Origin of the sequence: Quadrisphaera sp. DSM 44207 (assembly GCF_900101335.1) — a bacterium.
GTDB lineage: Bacteria > Actinomycetota > Actinomycetes > Actinomycetales > Quadrisphaeraceae > DSM-44207.
This window is the reverse complement of sequence record NZ_FNKA01000001.1, coordinates 640,533-658,136: the sequence shown is the minus strand read 5'-3', so window position 1 is coordinate 658,136 and position 17,604 is coordinate 640,533. Positions and strand designations below refer to the sequence as shown.

17 protein-coding genes are annotated in these 17,604 nt (G+C 77.3%); 6 read left to right on the top strand and 11 right to left on the bottom strand.

The features are described from left to right. Positions 1 to 15: 15 nt before the first annotated feature. Complete coding sequence (locus BLS82_RS03055) at positions 16 to 624, bottom strand: uridine kinase family protein (protein ID WP_218123484.1); 609 nt, start codon at positions 622 to 624, stop codon at positions 16 to 18. A 56-nt stretch (positions 625 to 680) separates the two neighbouring features. Here BLS82_RS03055 and BLS82_RS03050 point away from each other — a divergent pair, with 56 nt between their 5' ends. Next, positions 681 to 1,475 (top strand): hypothetical protein, encoded by a 795-nt coding sequence (locus BLS82_RS03050; protein WP_218123483.1) that lies wholly within the window; start codon positions 681 to 683, stop codon positions 1,473 to 1,475. Positions 1,476 to 1,551: 76 nt separating this feature from the next. Here the strand turns inward: BLS82_RS03050 and BLS82_RS03045 are convergent, their stop codons facing one another. Then, positions 1,552 to 3,381 carry a phospho-sugar mutase gene (locus tag BLS82_RS03045; protein ID WP_092861441.1) on the bottom strand — a complete coding sequence of 610 codons (1,830 nt, stop codon included), beginning with the start codon at positions 3,379 to 3,381 and terminating at the stop codon, positions 1,552 to 1,554. Continuing rightward, complete coding sequence (locus BLS82_RS03040) at positions 3,378 to 4,286, bottom strand: purine-nucleoside phosphorylase (protein WP_092861439.1); 909 nt, start codon at positions 4,284 to 4,286, stop codon at positions 3,378 to 3,380. Before BLS82_RS03040 ends, BLS82_RS03045 begins: the two co-directional genes overlap by 4 nt. Before the next feature lie 78 nt (positions 4,287 to 4,364). On the opposite strand from BLS82_RS03040, the gene BLS82_RS03035 reads away from it, so the two are divergent. After that, entirely contained in the window at positions 4,365 to 5,717 is a 1,353-nt protein-coding gene (locus BLS82_RS03035; protein WP_176818896.1) for a DUF418 domain-containing protein, read from the top strand. Here the strand turns inward: BLS82_RS03035 and BLS82_RS03030 are convergent. Next, positions 5,672 to 6,121 carry a gamma-glutamylcyclotransferase family protein gene (locus BLS82_RS03030; RefSeq protein WP_092861437.1) on the bottom strand — a complete coding sequence of 150 codons (450 nt, stop codon included), beginning with the start codon at positions 6,119 to 6,121 and terminating at the stop codon, positions 5,672 to 5,674. The genes BLS82_RS03035 and BLS82_RS03030 overlap by 46 nt on opposite strands. Positions 6,122 to 6,182: 61 nt before the next feature. Here BLS82_RS03030 and BLS82_RS03025 point away from each other — a divergent pair, with 61 nt between their 5' ends. After that, on the top strand, positions 6,183 to 7,721 hold the full coding sequence (locus BLS82_RS03025; protein ID WP_092861435.1) for an NAD(P)H-quinone dehydrogenase: 1,539 nt from the start codon (positions 6,183 to 6,185) through the stop codon (positions 7,719 to 7,721). 93 nt (positions 7,722 to 7,814) lie between these two features. On the opposite strand, the gene BLS82_RS03020 is transcribed toward BLS82_RS03025, so the two are convergent. Both BLS82_RS03020 and BLS82_RS03015 read right to left on the bottom strand, forming a co-directional pair. Next, positions 7,815 to 8,687 (bottom strand): endonuclease domain-containing protein, encoded by an 873-nt coding sequence (locus BLS82_RS03020; RefSeq protein ID WP_092861433.1) that lies wholly within the window; start codon positions 8,685 to 8,687, stop codon positions 7,815 to 7,817. Positions 8,688 to 8,862: 175 nt separating this feature from the next. Beyond that, positions 8,863 to 10,629, bottom strand: a complete 1,767-nt coding sequence (locus BLS82_RS03015; RefSeq protein ID WP_092862691.1) for an acetyl/propionyl/methylcrotonyl-CoA carboxylase subunit alpha — start codon at positions 10,627 to 10,629, stop codon at positions 8,863 to 8,865. A 170-nt stretch (positions 10,630 to 10,799) separates the two neighbouring features. On the opposite strand from BLS82_RS03015, the gene BLS82_RS03010 reads away from it, so the two are divergent. From BLS82_RS03010 to BLS82_RS03000, 3 genes are all read left to right on the top strand, one after another. Further along, on the top strand, positions 10,800 to 12,188 hold the full coding sequence (locus tag BLS82_RS03010; RefSeq protein WP_092861431.1) for an L-lactate MFS transporter: 1,389 nt from the start codon (positions 10,800 to 10,802) through the stop codon (positions 12,186 to 12,188). Further along, positions 12,185 to 12,400 (top strand): MFS transporter small subunit, encoded by a 216-nt coding sequence (locus BLS82_RS15565; RefSeq protein ID WP_092861429.1) that lies wholly within the window; start codon positions 12,185 to 12,187, stop codon positions 12,398 to 12,400. Before BLS82_RS03010 ends, BLS82_RS15565 begins: the two co-directional genes overlap by 4 nt. 97 nt (positions 12,401 to 12,497) lie before the next feature. Beyond that, complete coding sequence (locus tag BLS82_RS03000) at positions 12,498 to 12,917, top strand: DUF1232 domain-containing protein (protein ID WP_218123482.1); 420 nt, start codon at positions 12,498 to 12,500, stop codon at positions 12,915 to 12,917. A gap of 128 nt (positions 12,918 to 13,045) precedes the next feature. On the opposite strand, the gene BLS82_RS02995 is transcribed toward BLS82_RS03000, so the two are convergent. The 5 genes from BLS82_RS02995 to BLS82_RS02975 all read right to left on the bottom strand — a co-directional run bounded on the left by BLS82_RS02995 (position 13,046) and on the right by BLS82_RS02975 (position 17,449). Then, a complete protein-coding gene (locus BLS82_RS02995) occupies positions 13,046 to 13,696 on the bottom strand; it encodes a Maf family protein (protein WP_092861427.1) in 651 nt (216 codons plus the stop codon). Then, positions 13,693 to 14,037, bottom strand: coding sequence for a GNAT family N-acetyltransferase (locus BLS82_RS15560; protein ID WP_304442003.1), 345 nt, complete (start codon positions 14,035 to 14,037; stop codon positions 13,693 to 13,695). Before BLS82_RS15560 ends, BLS82_RS02995 begins: the two co-directional genes overlap by 4 nt. A 167-nt stretch (positions 14,038 to 14,204) precedes the next feature. Then, positions 14,205 to 15,911 (bottom strand): DUF885 domain-containing protein, encoded by a 1,707-nt coding sequence (locus BLS82_RS02985; RefSeq protein WP_092861424.1) that lies wholly within the window; start codon positions 15,909 to 15,911, stop codon positions 14,205 to 14,207. A gap of 83 nt (positions 15,912 to 15,994) precedes the next feature. Next, a complete protein-coding gene (locus tag BLS82_RS02980) occupies positions 15,995 to 16,717 on the bottom strand; it encodes a PspA/IM30 family protein (protein WP_092861422.1) in 723 nt (240 codons plus the stop codon). Between the two features lie 138 nt (positions 16,718 to 16,855). After that, the gene (locus BLS82_RS02975) at positions 16,856 to 17,449 is read right to left on the bottom strand and encodes a hypothetical protein (RefSeq protein ID WP_092861420.1); all 594 of its coding nucleotides are present in this window, start codon (positions 17,447 to 17,449) and stop codon (positions 16,856 to 16,858) included. Positions 17,450 to 17,604 lie beyond the last annotated feature (155 nt).

The following is a 17,604-nucleotide window of genomic DNA, read 5'->3' as shown; positions in this document are numbered from 1 at the left end:
GCCGGGCCGGGGAGCTCAGCCCCCGGCGGCCGCCAGGGCCCGCACCGCCCGCTCGGCGTCCGCGGGGTGCAGCGGGCGGCAGCCGAGCGCCGTCCACCGCGCCACCAGCTCCGGCTCCGCGCGGCGCAGGGCCCAGCCGCGGCGCAGGAGCGTGCTCGGGCGCTTGCGCCCCTCGGCGAGGTCGCGCAGCAGCCGCCGCCAGAACGTCGCCCACGGGCCCAGGCGCAGGCAGACGGCGTCCGCGAGCAGGCCCGCCTCGCGGCACGGGGCGACCAGGTGCGCCGCGAAGACGCCCTCGGCCAGCACGACGCGGCTGCCCGCGAGGTCGAGGCGGGCCGTGCCCGTGCGCCGCGAGGTGGGGATGTCGTAGACCGGCACGTCGGCGACGCCCTGCTCGCACAGCCGGCGCAGGCACGCCAGGGCGGCCTCGGCGTCCCAGCTGCGCACGTCGTCCCAGTCGACGATGCCGAAGCGGTGCGGCAGGGGAGGGTCGCCGGGGTCGTCGGCGTCCCGGTAGAAGTCGTCGAGGGACAGCGTGGGCAGCCCCAGGCGGCGCACCAGGGAGGTCTTGCCCGACCCGCTCGGTCCGCAGAGGAGGACGACGCGGGCGGGCGGGGTCGGCACCGGGCCATCCTGGCGGATCGCCGGTGCGAGCCCGCCTCCTGCGGCAGCATGGCCGGGTGCCCGACGCCACGCACCCCGCTCCGAGCGCCGGCACCGGCGCACCCGACCGCGCGCTGCTGCCGAGCGCGGACGCCTCCGTCGCCGACTGGATCTGCGCGCGCCTGCAGGGCTGGGGGACGGTGGCCTCCGTCGTCCCGGCCGGGTACCCGGCGTACGCGCGGGTGCTGCACCCGTGCTCCGACGAGGACGGCGCACCCGCGCGCTGGTCCGACGCGGCCGCCGCCACGGGCCGCACGGAGCACCCCCTGATGCAGTGGGAGAACGTCTCCACGGTCCTGCGGGGGGAGAGCGTGCGCCCCGGGTGGGACGGCGAGGAGCCGGACGCCGGCAACCTCGACCCCGAGCCGCTGGCCGCCCTGCTCGAGGTGCTCGGCCGCCACACCGGCACCGGCGACCGGTGCTGGTTCTGCCAGTGGGAGGGCTGGGGCCGCGGCTGGGACGCCGCCACCCCGGGCCAGCCGACCGTCTCCCTGCCCGGTCGCGACCTGCTGGTCTTCAGCGGGCCCCTGACGGCCACGGCGCAGATGGGCTACCGCGCGACGCCGACCTGGTTCGTGCCGCAGTCCCCGAACCTGTTCTGGCCGCAGGACCGCGCCTGGTGCGTCGCCACCGAGGTGGACCTCGACTGCACCCTCGTCGCCGGCACCCACGCGCTCGTCGACGACCTGCTTGTCCACCCCGACCTTGAGGTGTGGCCGGTGGCCGCGGAGGACTCCCTCGCGGCCGACGCCGACGTGCTCAACCCCCTCCCGCGCCCGGCTGCGGCGCGCCACCGCGCCGCAGCCCGCTGACCACGGCGCTGACCGGTGTGCTGACCACGGCGCTGACGGCGGCCGGCGCCGGGGTCCGGCGCCGGCCGGTCCGCGCTCAGGCCGGCAGGTCGAGGGCGGCGGCGACGTCGGCGCGCAGGGCCGCCAGGGCCTCGTGGGCGCGGCGGCGGGCGGCGCGCAGCTCCTCGCGGCCGGCCCCGGCGGGCACGGGCAGGACGACCTCGAGGTAGCACTTGAGCTTCGGCTCGGTGCCGCTGGGGCGCACGACGACCTGGGCGCCGTCCGCCGTGCGGTAGCGCAGGCCGTCGGTCGGCGGCAGGCCCGTGGTCGCGACGTCGCCCTCGGCGAGGTCGGTGGCCTCCACCACCGCGCTGCCGCCGAGCGCGGTCGGCGGCAGCGCCCGCAGCCGCGCCATCGCGCCGGCGATGAGGCCCAGGTCCTGCACCCGCACCGACAGCTGGTCGGTCGCGTGCAGGCCGTGGGCGCGCGCGAGGTCGTCGAGCTCGTCGAGCAGGGTGCGCCCCCGGGCCGCGAGGCCGGCGGCGATGCGCGCGACGCGCACGGCGGTGGCGACGCCGTCCTTGTCGCGCACGGACGACGGGTCCACGCAGTAGCCGATCGCCTCCTCGTAGCCGAAGACGAGGCCCGGCACGCGGGAGATCCACTTGAAGCCCGTCAGCGTCTGCGCGTACCCGAGCCCGTGCGCGGCGGCGATCCGCCCCAGCAGGCGCGAGGAGACCAGCGAGCTCGCCAGCACGCGCTGGGGGGACGCGCCACCGCGCCCGGCGACGGCGCGCGCGACGTGCTCGCCGAGGACGCTGCCCAGCTCGTCGCCGGTCAGGGTGCGCCAGCCCGGCACGGGCCCGCCGGCGGCCTCCTCGTCGGGCACGGCGACGGCGCAGCGGTCGGCGTCGGGGTCGACGGCGAGGACGAGGTCGGCGCCCCGCTCGCGGGCCAGGGCCAGCGCGAGGTCGATCGCGCCCGGTTCCTCGGGGTTGGGGAAGGCCACGGTCGGGAAGTCCGGGTCGGGCTCGGCCTGCTCGGGCACCACCGCGACGTCCGGGAAGCCGGCGCGGCGCAGCGCCTCGCGGGCGACCGCCCCGCCGACCCCGTGCAGCGGCGTGAGGACGATCCGCAGCCCCGCGGGGGGCTGCTCCTGCGCGCCCGGGCCGGGCTGGCGCGCGGCCGCGGCGAGGTAGTCCTCGAGCACGTCGTCCCCGAGCACCTCCCACCCGGCGTCCGGGCGCGGGACACCGGCCAGCGGCCCGGCGGCCGCGATCGCCGCGGCGATGCGCTGGTCCGCCGGGGGCACGATCTGCGACCCGCCCTCGACGCCGCCGAGGTAGACCTTGTAGCCGTTGTCCTGCGGCGGGTTGTGGCTCGCGGTCACCATCACGCCGGCGTCGGCGCGCAGGGAGCGGACGGCGAAGGCGAGCACCGGCGTCGGCAGCGGCCGGGGCAGGACCCTCGCGCGCAGGCCCGCGCCGGTCATCACGGCGGCGGTGTCGCGCGCGAACGCCGCCGAGCCGTGCCGGGCGTCGTAGCCGACCACCACGGACGGCGGGCCCTCGGGCGCCGCGCCCCCGGGTGAGCCGCCGGGTGAGCCGCCGGGGCCGCCGTCCGGGCCGGTGCCCTCGCGGGCGGGGCGCTCGGCGAGCAGGAAGGAGGCGAGCCCGGCGGCGGCGCGGACGACGACGGCCCGGTTCATGCGGTTCGGGCCGGCGCCCAGCGCGCCGCGCAGGCCCGCGGTGCCGAACTGCAGCGCGCCGGCGAAGCGGTCGGCGAGGTCGGCGGCCGCGGCGGCGTCGCCGCCCTGCGCCCGCTCGAGGAGGGCGCGCAGCTCGGCGGCGGTGGCCTCGTCGGGGTCCTCCGCGGCCCAGGCGCGCGCCCGCTCGAGCAGGGCGGCGTCGACGGGGACGCCGCTCACGCCGGGCCGGCCGCGAGCACGCGCCGGACGACGTCCGCGAGCAGGGCGCCGATGCGGGGGCCGGCGGCCCGCCCGGCGTCGACGACCTCCTGCGCGTCCAGCGGCCGGTCGCCGACGCCGGCGGCGAGGTTGGTCACCAGGGAGATGCCGAGGACCTCCATGCCGGCCTGGCGGGCGGCGATCGCCTCCAGGGTCGTCGACATGCCGACGAGGTGCCCGCCCATGCGCCCCGCCATGGCCACCTCGGCCGGCGTCTCGTAGTGCGGCCCGCGGAACTGCACGTACACGCCCTCCGGCAGGGAGGGGTCGACCTCCCGCGCGAGCGCGCGCAGCCGGGCGGAGTACAGGTCGGTCAGGTCGACGAACGTCGCGCCCTCCAGCGGCGAGGTCGCGGTGAGGTTGATGTGGTCGCTGACGAGCACGGGGGTGCCGGGGCCCCAGCTCGGGTCGAGCCCGCCGCAGCCGTTGGTGAGCACGATCGTGGAGCACCCGGCCGCCGCCGCGGTGCGCACGGCGTGGACGACCGGGCGCACGCCGCGGCCCTCGTACAGGTGGGTGCGGGAGGCGAAGACGAGCGCGCGGTGCGCGCCGCCGCCGGCGCCGGGGACCTCCACCGAGCGCACCACCCCGACGTGCCCCAGCGCCGCCGGCGGCGGGAAGCCGGGCAGGTCGGTGACGGGCACCTGCGCGACCGTCGTCCCGACCAGGTCGGCCGTCGCCTGCCAGCCCGACCCGAGGACGAGCGCGACGTCGTGGCGGGCGGCCCCGGTGCGCTCGGCGAGCACGGCAGCGGCCCGGGCGGCGACGGCGGACGGGTCCGTCGCGGGGTCGGCGAGGTCGCCGGGGCCGGCGACGTCGGCGGGGGCGGCGACGTCGGGGCTCGGGCCGGTCGTCGGGGGAGTCATGGCCGGGCACGGTACCGGGGCCGGGGCACCGGCAGCGGCTCCTGTTCCGCCGCCCGCCGGACGGCTAGCCTGACGGGGGTGGACGCCGTCCCCGCCGCCTCCGCCTCACCCCCCGTCCCCTCCGCTCCTGGCGCTCCCGCCGCCTCGGCCGCGGGACGGGCCGTCACGGCGGGCCCGCTGCCCGCGCGGGAGCGCTCCCTCGTGCCGGACCTGGCGCGCGGCCTCGCGCTGCTGGGCATCGCGCTGGCGAACAGCCCCTCCCACATCAGCGGGCGGGAGGTCGGGCCCGGCGGGAAGCCCGTGGACGGCTCGACCGCCGACCGCGTCGTCGACGTCCTCGTCGGGGTCTTCGTCGACAACCGCGCGTTCCCGATGTTCACGCTGCTCCTCGCGTACGGCCTGGTCGTCATCGCCCGGCGCCAGGAGGCCGCGGGCGCGCCGTGGCCCACCGCGCGGGCGGTGCTGCTGCGCCGCTGCGCGTGGCTGGCGGCGTTCGGCGCCGCGCACCTGCTGCTGCTGTTCGAGGGGGACATCCTCCTCCCCTACGGGGTGCTGGGGCTGGTCCTCGTGCTCCTGGTCCTGCGCGCCCGCGACCGGGTGCTCGTGGTCGCCGGGTCCGCCTCGCTGCTGGTCTACGCCGCCTTCGCCACCCTCGACGGCGTCGCCGGGGCCCTGCCGGACGCGGAGGACCAGGGCCCCGGCGCGGCGCTGCTGTCGGAGACCACGGTCCTCGGGGCCTTCCTGCAGCGGGTGGTCGGCCTGGCGTCCTACCTCGTGCTGTCCCCGGTGGTGGTGCTCTCGTTCCTCGCGCCGGCGGCGATCGGCATCCTCCTGGCCCGCCGCCGGGTCCTGGAGCGCCCCGGCGAGCACCTGCCGCTGCTGCGCCGGATCGTGCTCCTCGGCTTCCCCGTCAGCGTGCTCGGCAGCCTGCCCCTGGTGCTGGCCTCGGCGGGGGCCTGGGACGCCGGCGTGCCGGGGGCGGTGCTCGCCGCCGGGCTGCACGGGCTCACGGGCCTGGCCGGCGCGGTGGCGTTCGTGGCGCTCGTCGGCTGGGTGGTCGCCGCGCGCTCGGCGCGGGGCCTGGACGCCCCGCCGCGCGCAGCGGTGCGCGCGGTGGCCGCGGTGGGGGAGCGGTCCCTGACCTGCTACCTGCTGCAGTCGGTGGTCATGGTGCCGCTGCTGGCCCCCTGGGCCCTGGGGCTCGGCGCCGGGGCGGGCACCGCGCGGGTGGCCGCCGTGGCCGTCGCCACCTACCTGCTGACGCTCGCCGTCGCCGTGCTGCTGGCGCGGGCCGGGCGCCCCGGCCCGGCGGAGCAGCTGCTGCGCAGGCTCACGTACGGGCCGGCCGCCTCCCGGGCGGACCCGCCGGCTGACCAGCAGCCGGGTCAGCCGGCGGAGCGGCAGGGGCGCGTGCGCAGCGCGGCGACGTAGTCGTCGGGGGCCCCGGCGGCCTCGGCGGCGTCGGCCAGCATGCCCAGGTAGAAGGCGCTGGGCAGCCCGCCCTCGTAGGCGTCCAGCACGTACGCCCACGCCGTGGTCTCCCCGGCCATCGTGGACGCGCGCACCCGGATCTTCCGGTACAGCCCGATGTCCACGCCCTCCCACTCGTCGAGCGCGGCCTCGTCGGCGTCCGTGAGGTCGTAGACGGCGACGAACACCTGCTCGGTCGGGTCCTCCACCAGGGTGGCCAGCGCGCCGTCCCAGCCGCGCTCCTCGCCGCCGAACGTCAGCCGCCAGCCGCCCACCCACCCGGTGCTCCGCAGCGGCGAGTGGGGGGCCCGGGCGGCCATCCGCTCGGGGTGCATGTTGCTCGCGTAGGCGGCGTACAGGGCCATGGGCCGCGAGCGTAGTGGTGCGTCCGCGAAGGCCCCCGGACCGTCGGGAGCAGGAGGCAGAATGCTCCTGTCCGCCGCCGCCCGGCGCCGGACGCCCTGCCCAGGAGGTGCTCTGCTCGTGGTCGGCGACTCCCCGCGCGTCGTGGTCGTCGGTGGTGGCCCCGGCGGCTACGAGGCGGCCCTCGTGGCGTCCCAGCTGGGCGCCTCCGTCACGGTCGTCGAGCGCGACGGCGTGGGCGGCTCGGCCGTGCTCACCGACGTCGTGCCCTCCAAGACCCTCATCGCCACGGCCGAGGTGATGACCCTCGTCGACGGCTCGGTCGAGCTCGGCGTGCGCTTCCCCGGCGGCGCCGGCGCGCCGACCGACCCGGGGCTGGACCGCCCGGGCGGGGCCGTCACGGTCGACCTCGGCCGGGTCAACGAGCGCGTGCGCCAGCTCGCCGCCGCCCAGTCGGGCGACGTGCGCGAGCGGCTGCGCGGCGAGGGCGTGCGCGTGCTCTCCGGCACCGGGCGCCTGGCCGCCCCGGACCGCGTGGTCGTCGACCCCGCCGACGCCTCGGCCGACGGCCCGGCCGACGGCCCGGCCGACGGTTCGGCGGGCGAGGAGCTGGCGGCCGACGTCGTCCTCGTCGCGACCGGCTCGTACCCGCGCACGCTGCCCGACGCCGAGCCGGACGGCGAGCGGATCCTCACGTGGAAGCAGCTGTACCGCCTCCAGGAGCTGCCCGAGCGGCTGGTCGTGGTCGGCTCCGGCGTCACCGGCGCGGAGTTCGCCAGCGCCTACGACGCGCTCGGCTCGGACGTCGTCCTGGTCTCCAGCCGCGACCGCGTGCTGCCCGGGGAGGACGTCGACGCCGCGGAGGTCATCGAGGACGTCTTCCGGCGCCGCGGCATGACGGTGCTGTCGCGCTCGCGCGCCCAGGAGGTCAAGCGCGTGGGGGACGGCGTCGTCGTCGCCCTCGCCGACGGCCGCACGGTGGAGGGCTCCCACTGCCTGCTCGCGGTCGGGTCGATCCCCAGCACCGCCGGGATCGGGCTGGAGGAGGCCGGCGTCCAGCTGTCGGAGTCCGGGCACGTGGAGGTCGACCGGGTCTCGCGCACGTCCGTGCGCGGCGTCTACGCCGCCGGCGACTGCACGGGCGTGCTGCCGCTGGCGTCGGTGGCGGCCATGCAGGGCCGCACGGCGATGCGGCACGCCCTCGGCGACGCCGTGCAGCCGCTGAAGCTGCGCACCGTGGCGGCCAACGTCTTCACGGCGCCGGAGATCGCCACCGTCGGCTGGAGCCAGGCGCAGATCGAGTCCGGCGAGGCGCAGGGGGAGGTCGTCAAGCTGCCGCTGGTGGGCAACGCGCGCGCGAAGATGCAGGGCATCCACGACGGGTTCGTCAAGCTGTTCTGCCGCACCGGCTCGGGCACCGTGATCGGCGGCGTGGTCGTCGCGCCGCGCGCCAGCGAGCTGATCTTCCCGGTCGCGCTCGCGGTGGAGCACCGCCTCACGGTCGACCAGGTGGCCCAGGCCTACAGCGTCTACCCGTCCCTGTCGGGCTCCCTGACGGAGGCGGCCCGCCGCCTGCACAAGGCCCCGTCGGTCGCCGGCTGACGCCGCGCGGGCCGCACTCTCCCGGAAAGGTGCGGTCCGCGCGGCGTCCTCCCCCGCACTCTCCCGGAAGAGTGCGGGCCTGAGGAGCGACGATCAAGCGGCCGCGCGGGCCACGGCTCGGCGCACGGCGTCGACCAGGGCGCCTGGCTCGCGCAACACGGCCGCCGTCACGTGCACGACGGTCCACCCGGCGGCCTGCAGCCGGTTCAGGCGCGCCCTGTCGCGCTCGAGCTGCAGCCTGTCCGCGTGCCAGGCGCCGTCGTACTCGATGGCGATGCGCAGCTCGGGGATCGCCAGGTCGACCCGGGCGATCACGCCTCGGGCGTCACGCACCCGGTGCTGGGGCACGACGGCGATGCCGGCCTGGAGCAGCCGCACCCGGCACACGGACTCGGGCGGCGACCCGGCGCGGGCGTCGACGAGGGCTGCTGCGGTGCGCACGTGCCGGACGTCGTCCTCGTGGCGGTGCTCCAGCCAGGACCGGAAGGCCTCGACGTCGAGCAGCCCCTTCCCCGCGGCGGCGTCGAGGTGGCTGACCGCCGTCTCGAGGTCGTGCCGGGCTGCCAGGTCGAACCCCATCCGCTCGCGCGACGCGACGGGCACCGAGCGCCAGGTGCCCGAGCCGAGCGGACCCTGCGAGGCCGCCCGCAGGGTGATGCCCCTGATCGCGCTCCCGGCTTCCTCCACCGGCACCACCACCTCCACGGGGTCACCGGGCCGGCGCAGGTCGCAGCCCAGGACCGTGGCCAGCGACCTGCCGGTCAGCCGCGCCGCGGGCGGGACGACCAGGGCCGCGGCCCTGCACTGCAGGCCGTGGGTCAGCGGCACGTGCGCGGGGCGGTAGACGCCGTGCAGCACGCGGACCAGCCGCGGGCTGCGGAGCTGTGAGGCGGTGAGCCAGCCCTCGGAGACGGCCGTCGCACCGCGGAAGACGTCGGGAAGGGCATCGGGCCACGTGCGCGTCACGCCGTTGACGCTGCCCGTCGGCCGGGCCGCGCGGCGGGCGCGCCGGCGATCTGTGGACGGCGTGCCCGCCGAGCGGGCCTGTGGGCGGCGGGCGCCTCCCGCACTCTCCTGGGAGAGTGCGGGAGGAGGAACGGCTCGTGGCGCACTCTCCTGGGAAAGTGCGGGAGGCGGAGGCCTACGGGTCGACGAGCTCGCAGATGACGGCGCCGGAGGCGATCGTGCGGCCGACCTCGGCGCTGAGGCCGCGCACCACACCGGCCTTGTGCGCGACCAGCGGCTGCTCCATCTTCATCGCCTCGAGCACGACCACCAGCTGCCCCGCGACCACCGGCTGCCCGTCCTCGACGCCGACCTTGACGATCGTGCCCTGCATGGGCGCGGTGAGGGCGTCGCCGCTGACGGCGCTCGCCGTCCCCCGCGAGCGGCGCGGCTGCTTGCGCGCCGGCGCGTCGCCGCCGGGCGCGCCCAGCCCGTGCCCGGCCAGGAACGCGGGCAGCACGACCTCCAGCCGCTTGCCCGCGACCTCCACGACGACCCGCTCGCGCGCGTCGGCCCCGGACGACGGCTCGCCCCGCCCGTCCCACGGCGGCACGGTGCCCGTCCACTGCGTCTCGATCCACCGGGTGTGCACCGAGAACGGCCCGCCGCCGGTCGGGGCGAAGGCGGGGTCGTCGACGACCAGGCGGTGGAAGGGGAGCACGGTCGGCAGCCCCTGGACGTCGAACTCCGCCAGCGCCCGCCGCGCCCGCTGCAGGGCCTGCTCGCGGGTGGCGCCGGTGACGACGAGCTTGGCGAGCAGGGAGTCGAAGCCGCCCCCGACGACGTCCCCGGAGCGCACCCCGGCGTCCACGCGCACTCCGGGGCCGGCGGGGGGAGAGAACACCGACACCGGCCCGGGTGCCGGCAGGAACCCGCGCCCGGCGTCCTCGCCGTTGATGCGGAACTCGATGCTGTGCCCGCGCACCGGCGGGTCGTCGTAGCCGAGCGGCTCCCCGGCGGCCAGGCGCAGCTGCTCGCGCACGAGGTCGATGCCGGTGACCTCCTCGGTGACCGGGTGCTCGACCTGCAGGCGCGTGTTGACCTCGAGGAAGGACAGCGTGCCGTCCTGGCCGACGAGGAACTCGCAGGTGCCCGCCCCGACGTAGCCGGCGGCGCGCAGGACCGCCTTCGACGCCTCGCGCAGCTGCGCCTCCTGCGCGGCGGACAGGAACGGCGCGGGCGCCTCCTCCACGAGCTTCTGGTGGCGGCGCTGCAGCGAGCAGTCGCGCGTCGAGACGACGACGACGCTGCCGTGCGCGTCGGCGAGGCACTGGGTCTCCACGTGCCGGGGGCGGTCGAGGTAGCGCTCGACGAAGCACTCGCCGCGCCCGAACGCCGCCACGGCCTCGCGCACGGCCGACTCGTACAGCTCGCCGACCTCCTCGCGGGTGCGCGCGACCTTCAGCCCGCGCCCGCCGCCGCCGTACGCGGCCTTGATGGCGACGGGCAGCCCGTGCGCGTCGACGAACGCGAGCACCTCCTCGGCGCCCGAGACCGGGTCGGGCGTGCCGGGCACGAGGGGAGCGCCGACCTCCTCGGCGATGGAGCGGGCGCGCACCTTGTCGCCCAGCGCCTCGATCGCCTCCGGCGGCGGGCCGATCCACACCAGGCCGGCGTCCAGCACGGCCCGCGCGAAGGCGGCGTTCTCCGAGAGGAACCCGTAGCCGGGGTGGACGGCGTCCGCGCCGGTGCGCGCCGCGACGTCCAGCAGCAGGTCGGCGCGCAGGTACGTGTCGGCGGGGGAGGCGCCGGGCAGGGCGTGCGCCTCGTCCGCGAGGGTGACGTGCAGGGCGTCGCGGTCGGGCTCGGCGTACACGGCCACGGAGGCGATCCCGGCGTCCCGGCAGGCCCGCGCCACGCGCACGGCGATCTCGCCGCGGTTGGCGACGAGGACCCTGGCGATGCGCCGGGTGCGGTCGGGTGCCACGGTTTCGTCGCCTCCTGGAGCGCTGCGGGACCGGGGGAGCCTAGCCCCTGAGCGGCGAGCCGCTTGGACGCCAGGCACACTCCGGGGTAGACACACCCGGCACACCGATCCAGCACAGGAGCTGGACGACCAGAAGGGGTCCCTGCATGTCGTTCCTCGACCGCGAGCGCACCGTAGCGCCGCCCGGCTACAGCCGGTGGCTCATCCCGCCCGCAGCGCTCGCCGTCCACCTGAGCATCGGCCAGGTGTACGCGTTCAGCGTCTTCAACGCACCCCTGGAGGCCCGCTTCGGCACCAGTGCGACGGCGATCGCGACGATCTTCTCGATCTCGATCGTCATGCTCGGCCTGTCGGCCGCCTTCGGCGGCACGTGGGTGGAGCGCAACGGGCCCCGCAAGGCCATGGCGCTGTCGGCGACCTGCTGGGTCACCGGCTTCCTCGTCGCCGCCCTCGGCGTGTCGACGAACCAGCTGTGGCTGGTCTACCTCGGCTACGGCGTCATCGGCGGCATCGGCCTGGGCATCGGCTACATCTCCCCGGTCTCCACGCTCATCAAGTGGTTCCCGGACCGCCCGGGCCTGGCCACCGGCATCGCGATCATGGGCTTCGGCGGCGGCGCGCTGCTGGCCAGCCCGCTGTCCAACCAGCTCCTCGCCCGCTACGCCTCGCAGCCCATCGGCGAGACGACGCCCCCCACCGACGCGATCGTGCCGACCTTCCTCACCCTCGCCGCGATCTACGCGGTGATGATGGCGCTGGGCGCCTGGGTGATCCGGGTGCCCGCCGCGAACTGGCGGCCCGACGGCTGGGTGCCCAGCGAGCACACCTCGGCGCTGCGCACCAACGCGAACGTCTCGGCCGCGAACGCCATCAAGACGCCGCAGTTCTGGCTGCTGTGGACGGTGCTGTTCTGCAACGTCACCGCCGGCATCGGCATCCTCGCCCAGGCCGCCCCCATGATCCAGGGCTTCTTCGCCGAGATCGACGCCGCCTCCGCCGCCGGGTACGTGGGCGTGCTGTCGCTGTGCAACATGGCCGGCCGCATCGTGTGGTCCTCGACCTCCGACATCATCGGCCGCAAGAACATCTACATCGTCTACCTCGGCGTCGGCGCCCTGCTCTACCTCGCCGTCGTCCTCGTCGGGCAGGCGTCCACGGTGCTCTTCGTCGCCCTGACCGGCGTCATCCTCAGCTTCTACGGCGGCGGGTTCGCCACGATCCCGGCGTACCTGAAGGACCTCTTCGGCGGCTACCAGGTCGGCGCCATCCACGGCCGCCTGCTCACCGCGTGGTCCGCGGCCGGCGTCGCCGGTCCGCTCATCGTCAGCGCCATCCTCGACGCCCGCCGGGGCGCCGGGTACGAGGGCCCGTCCCTCTACACCCTGTCGCTGTCGATCATGGTGGGCGTCCTCGTGGTCGGCTTCCTCGCCAACCTGCTGGTGCGCCCCGTCGACCCCCGCTTCCACGAGGAGAACCGCTCCGCGGCGGGCCGGGCCGACCTGGCCGCCGCCGGCGGCGAGAGGAGCACCCGATGAGCCAGCCCCTCGGCGGCGAGGCCGACCGCGCCGGCCAGAGCGCCGGCCGCACCACCCAGCAGACCGGCCAGCGCACCGGCCAGCACGCCGGCCAGCAGGGCGGCGCCGGCGCCGCCAAGGGCGCGGCCGTGGCCCTGTGGGTCATCGTCGGCGGCGCTCTCGCCTACGGCGTGAGCCAGACGGTGATCCGCGCGTCGCAGCTGTTCAGCTGACGGCACCGGCACGCAGGACGGGCGTCCACCCCTGCGGGGGCGGGCGCCCGTCCTGCGTGCCGGCCCGGGCGGCGGCGACCCCGGGCACACTGGGCCGGTGCCGTCCGGATGGTCGTGGCTGTGGCCGTCGCTGGCCGGGGCCGCCGCGGGCCTGCTCGTCGTGTGGCTGGTGCTGGTCCTGGCCCTGTGGCGCTGGGCCGCCCGCGCCGACCAGGGCGGCCTGCGCGAGGCGCTGCGCCTGCTGCCCGACGTGCTGCGCCTGGTGCGGCGCCTGGCCGCCGACGCGTCCCTGCCGCGCGGCGTGCGCGTGCGCCTGGTCCTCCTCCTCGGCTACCTCGCGCTGCCCCTGGACGTCGTCCCCGACGTCGTGCCGGTCGTGGGCTGGGCCGACGACGCCGTCGTCGTCGTGCTCGTGCTGCGCTCCGTGGTGCGCCGCGCCGGCCCCTCGGCGCTGGAGCGGCACTGGCCCGGCACCCCGCAGGGCCTGGCGGTGCTGCGCCGCCTCACCGGCACCTGAGCGCGGACCGGACGTGCATGATCACCGCGGGGGTGGGGATGCGCACCACCACCGCGGGGGTGGGGACGCGGGCGGTCATCGGGGGGCCGGGACGCGCACCACCGCCGCGGGGGTCGGGACGTGCGTGATCACCGGGGGAGGGACCACAGCGACGTCCAGGCGACGCCGACCTCGGCGAGCAGGTCGCGCAGCAGCGGCAGGCTCAGGCCCACCACCGCGTGCGGGTCGCCCTCGACGCCGCGCACGAACGCCCCGCCCAGGCCGTCGAGCGTGAACGCGCCCGCCACCGCCAGCGGCTCCCCGGTGGCGACGTAGGCGTCGACCTCGGCGTCGGTGACGTCGGCGAAGTGCACGGTCGTCGACGCGACGGCGCCGAGCGTCGCGCCCGAGCCGGCCTCGCGGGCGTCGACGAGCCAGTGGCCGGTGTGCAGCACCCCGCAGCGCCCGCGCATGGCCCGCCAGCGCGCGGTGGCCTCCGCGGCGCCGGCGGGCTTGCCGTGCACCTGCCCGTCCAGGGCCAGCACGGAGTCGCAGCCGAGCACGAGCACGCCGTCGTCGGGGGCCCGCTCGGCCTCCTCCCAGCGCGCGGCGACGTCCTCGGCCTTGGCGCGGGCGAGCACGAGGGCGACGTCCTCGGCCTCGGTGACGCCGTAGCGGGCGACGACGGCGTCCTCGTCGACGCCCGAGACGAGCACGAGCGGCGGGACGCCGGCCGCGGTGAGGGTGGCGCGGCGCGCGGGGGAGGCGGAGGCGAGCAGCAGGGCGGGCGAGGCGGTCACGGGCGGGGCTCCAGGGTCTTGGCGAACCACAGGTCCGGCTTCGGGTCGTCGTTGTACGGCGCCACCTCGGCGTACCCCAGCTCCCGGTACAGGGCGCAGGCGGTGGTCAGCTCCGAGCGCGTGTCGAGCACCATCCGCGCGGCGCCGCGCTCGAGCGCCCACGCCTGCGCGGTCTCGACCAGGCGGCGTCCGAGGCGGTGCCCGCGCGCGGCGGGGTCGACGTAGAGGCGCTTGAGCTCGACCGTGGCGGGCGCGAGGTGGGACAGGGTGCGCACGCCGGCGCAGCCGACGTCCCGCCCGTCGAGGCGGGCGAGCCAGAAGGCGCCGTCCGGCGGGGTCAGGCCGTCGTCGCCCGACAGGTCCTCGGCGGACGGCGCGCCCGCCCACGATGCGCGCGACCTGGGCGGCGAACGCCAGCCGCAGCGCGGTCGCGGCCGGGGAGGCCGGGTCGGCGAAGCGCAGGACGGCGGGCACGCGGGCGACCGTATCCGCGCGCGGCCGGACCGCCTCAGCCGGTCAGCGCGTCGCGCAGCACGTCCAGGCCGACCGAGCCGACGTCCAGGGCCCGCCGGTGGAAGGCCCGCAGGTCGAAGGGGCGGCCGGCGCCCTCCTCGGCGGCGCGCACCCGCTCGCGCAGCTCCAGCCACAGCCGCTCGCCGACCTTGTACGACGGCGCCTGGCCGGGCCAGCCCAGGTAGCGCAGGTGCTCGAAGCGCAGGAGGTCCTCCTGCTGGAACGTGTGCGTGCGCAGGTACGTCCACATCGCGTCGGCGTCCCACCGCCGCCCGGCGCCGCCGTCCAGCTCGGCGGGCACGAGGAAGCCGCAGTGCGTGCCGATGTCGACGACCACCCGGGCGGCGCGGAAGAGGGACGCGTCGAGCATGCCCATCCGGTCGGCCGGGTCCTCCAGCCAGCCGAGGTCGGCCATGAGCCGCTCGGCGTACAGCGCCCAGCCCTCCCCGTGCCCGGAGACCCAGCTGAGCATCCGCCGCCACCGGTTGAGCAGCTCCCTGCGGAACAGGGTCTGCCCGACCTGCAGGTGGTGGCCCGGCACGCCCTCGTGGAAGACGGTGGTGCGCTCGCGCCAGGTGCCGAAGCTGCTCACGCCCTCCGGCACGGACCACCACATCCGGCCCGGGCGGGAGAAGTCCTCGCTGGGGCCGGTGTAGTAGATGCCGCCGCTCGTGGTCGGCGCGATGCGGCACTCCAGGCGGCGCACGGGGGCGGGGACGTCGAAGTGGACGTCGGCCAGGGCGGCCAGTGCGGAGTCGGACAGCTCCTGCATCCACCCCTGCAGCGCGGCGGTGCCGTGCAGCTGCCGGGCGGGGTCGGCCTCCAGCGCCGCGATCGCCTCCGGCGTGGTGGCGCCGGGGACGACGCGCTCGGCGACCCGCGCCATCTCCGCCTCGATCCGCGCGACCTCCTCCAGCCCCCAGGCGTAGGTCTCCTCCAGGTCGACCTCGGCGCCGAGGAAGGCGCGCGACCACAGGGCGTACGCGTCGCGGCCGACGGCGTCCTGCGCGCGGGCGCGCGGGTGCAGCTCCTCGCGCAGGAAGCGCCCGAGCTCGCCGTAGGCGGCCGCGGCCGCGGCCGCGCCCGCCCGCAGGTCGCGCTCCAGGGCGCCCTGGGGTGGCGCGCCGTCCGGGCGGGCGCCGGCGAGCAGGACGGCGAAGACGCCGCGCTCGGCGTCGGCGAACTGCGCGCACTGCTCGGCGCAGGCCCGCACCTGGCGGCGGGCCGGGGGGTTCCCGGCGTCCGCGGCCGCGCGCAGGGAGGCGGCGTACCCGCCCAGGGCCTCCCCGACGCGGGAGAGGCGGGTCGCGACGACCGCCCAGTCCTGCGCCGTCGCGGTGGGCATGAGGTCGAAGCTGTCGCGCACCGTCTGCAGCGGGCTGGCGAGCACGTTGAGCTCGCCGAGGTCGAGGCCCGCGTCGGCGATCTCCACCGACAGGCCGAGGCGCTCGCGCATCGCGGCCAGGGTGGTGCGGTCGACGTCGTCGACCGGACGGCAGCCCTCCAGGGCGGCGAGGACCTCGCGGTCGAGCGCCGCGCGCCGGGCGTGGCCCTCGGGGGAGTAGTCCGTGACCTCCGTGTCGTGGCCCGGCACGCCGAGGTGCGTCGCGGTGAAGGGGTCGAGCTCGGCGACCCGGTCGACGTAGCGGTCGGCGAGGGCGTCGAGCGGGGTGGGCGTGCGGCCGGGCGGGGGAGCGCTCACCCGGCGACCCTAGGACCGCCCGGCGACAGCACGGGCGCGACCTGCCGGCCGTGCGCGCGCTGCCGCCGGGCGGCGGGGAGCGCTCAGGCGGTGGCGCTGCCGGACTTCAGCGCCGCCAGGCGCAGCTCGACCTCGGTCATCTCGCCCTCGTCCTCCAGCGCCTCGAACTGCGCGTCGAGGCTGGAGGCCGCGAGCTCCTCCTGGCCGCGGATGCGCGCCTCCTCGCGGCGCACCTTCTCCTCGAAGCGCGCGACCTCGCTCGTGGGGTCCATGAGGTCCACGCTGCGCACGGCGTCGTGCACGCGCGACTGCGCGTCGACCATGCGCGAGCGGGCGACCAGCTCGTCGCGCTTGGCGCGCAGCTCCCCGAGCTTGGTGCGCATGCCCTCCAGGCCGGTCTTGAGCCGGTCGACCACCTCGGTGCGCGAGGCGATCTGCGGCTCGAAGGACCTCGCCTGCTGCTCGGCGTCGATCTGGCGGCGCAGCGCCACCTTGGCGAGGGCGTCGAACCGGTCGGCCTCGGCGGTGTTGCCCGCGGCGCGCAGCTCGTCGGCCTTGCGGGAGGCCGCCACGGCCTTGGACCCCCACTCGCGGGCGGTGGCCTGCGCCTCGGCGTGGTCCTCCTCCATCAGCCGCAGGTCGCCGATGCTCTGGGCGACGGCGTCCTCGGCCTCGCGGATGCCGAGCGTGTAGTCGCGCACCATCTGGTCGAGCATCTTCTGCGGGTCCTCCGCGGCGTCCAGCAGCGCGTTGAGGTTGGCCCGCGCCAGCTGCCCGATGCGTCCCAGCAGCGACTGCTGCGCCATGTTCGTGCTCCTCGTCCCTCGTCGTCCGCCGCTGCCCGTCCGGGAGCGGCGCGCGGTCAGCATCGCGTCCTCGCCGTGCCGGCGCGAGGGGGCGGACGGCGGGAGCCGCGGCCCCGCCGTCCGCCCCCTCGGCGGCCCTCAGGAGGGCAGGAGCCGGCCCAGGATGCCCTTGGCCGTGGCGGCCGGGCGGTAGGACTGGGTCAGGTACGACGTCAGGACGACGTTCGCGCCCGCGAAGACCGGCACGAGGAACTGCGCGGCGCGCTGGCGGCGCTGCCACTTCGCCAGCTCGGCGGGAGTGCCCTCGGTGGGGATGGAGGCGTCCTTGACGTCGATCGCCTCGCCGCGCGCGTGCGCCGCCTCGGCCGCCTTGCCGACCTTCCCGCCGGTGTAGGTGGCCCAGCCGGTGGCCGCCGCGCCCAGGGCGGTCGCCGCGGCCTTCGCCGCCCCGGCGCGCGCGAAGCCCTTCTGCGCCGCCAGGCGGCCCTTGTTCGAGGCGGTCAGCCGGGTGCCGGTCACCGCGGTCGCCGCGATGCCGGCCCACTCCACCGGCCCGAAGCGCGACCACGCGGAGTTCGCCACGCGGATGCGGTCGATGCCCTGGCTGAGGTCGGCGCCGGACTTGTTCACGCCGGCGATGCCCATCACGGCGCCGCCGAGCCACAGGGCCGAGCCGACGTCGTGCACGGCCTGGGCCCAGAAGTGGTTGTCGCTGCTCTTCGAGGTCGTCATCGGGTGGTCCACCTTCCGCGAGGACGGGGCGGGCACCGCGGACCGGTGCGCCGCTCGGGGCGTGCTGCGGGCGTCATACCCCGGTCGGCTGACGTCACACGACCCGCCGGCGCGCTCGCTTCCGACCTGTCGGTGCCCTCTGCCAGGGTGTCGTC

What these genes read in the sequence shown, in the direction of transcription:
- BLS82_RS02980 (WP_092861422.1), bottom strand. Translation starts at nt 16,717, where the DNA reads ATGGCGCAGCAGTCGCTGCTGGGACGCATCGGGCAGCTGGCGCGGGCC.
- BLS82_RS15565 (WP_092861429.1), top strand. Translation starts at nt 12,185, where the DNA reads ATGAGCCAGCCCCTCGGCGGCGAGGCCGACCGCGCCGGCCAGAGCGCC.
- BLS82_RS03025 (WP_092861435.1), top strand. Translation starts at nt 6,183, where the DNA reads ATGCTCCTGTCCGCCGCCGCCCGGCGCCGGACGCCCTGCCCAGGAGGT.
- BLS82_RS03010 (WP_092861431.1), top strand. Translation starts at nt 10,800, where the DNA reads ATGTCGTTCCTCGACCGCGAGCGCACCGTAGCGCCGCCCGGCTACAGC.
- BLS82_RS03030 (WP_092861437.1), bottom strand. Translation starts at nt 6,121, where the DNA reads ATGGCCCTGTACGCCGCCTACGCGAGCAACATGCACCCCGAGCGGATG.
- BLS82_RS03040 (WP_092861439.1), bottom strand. Translation starts at nt 4,286, where the DNA reads ATGACTCCCCCGACGACCGGCCCGAGCCCCGACGTCGCCGCCCCCGCC.
- BLS82_RS02975 (WP_092861420.1), bottom strand. Translation starts at nt 17,449, where the DNA reads ATGACGACCTCGAAGAGCAGCGACAACCACTTCTGGGCCCAGGCCGTG.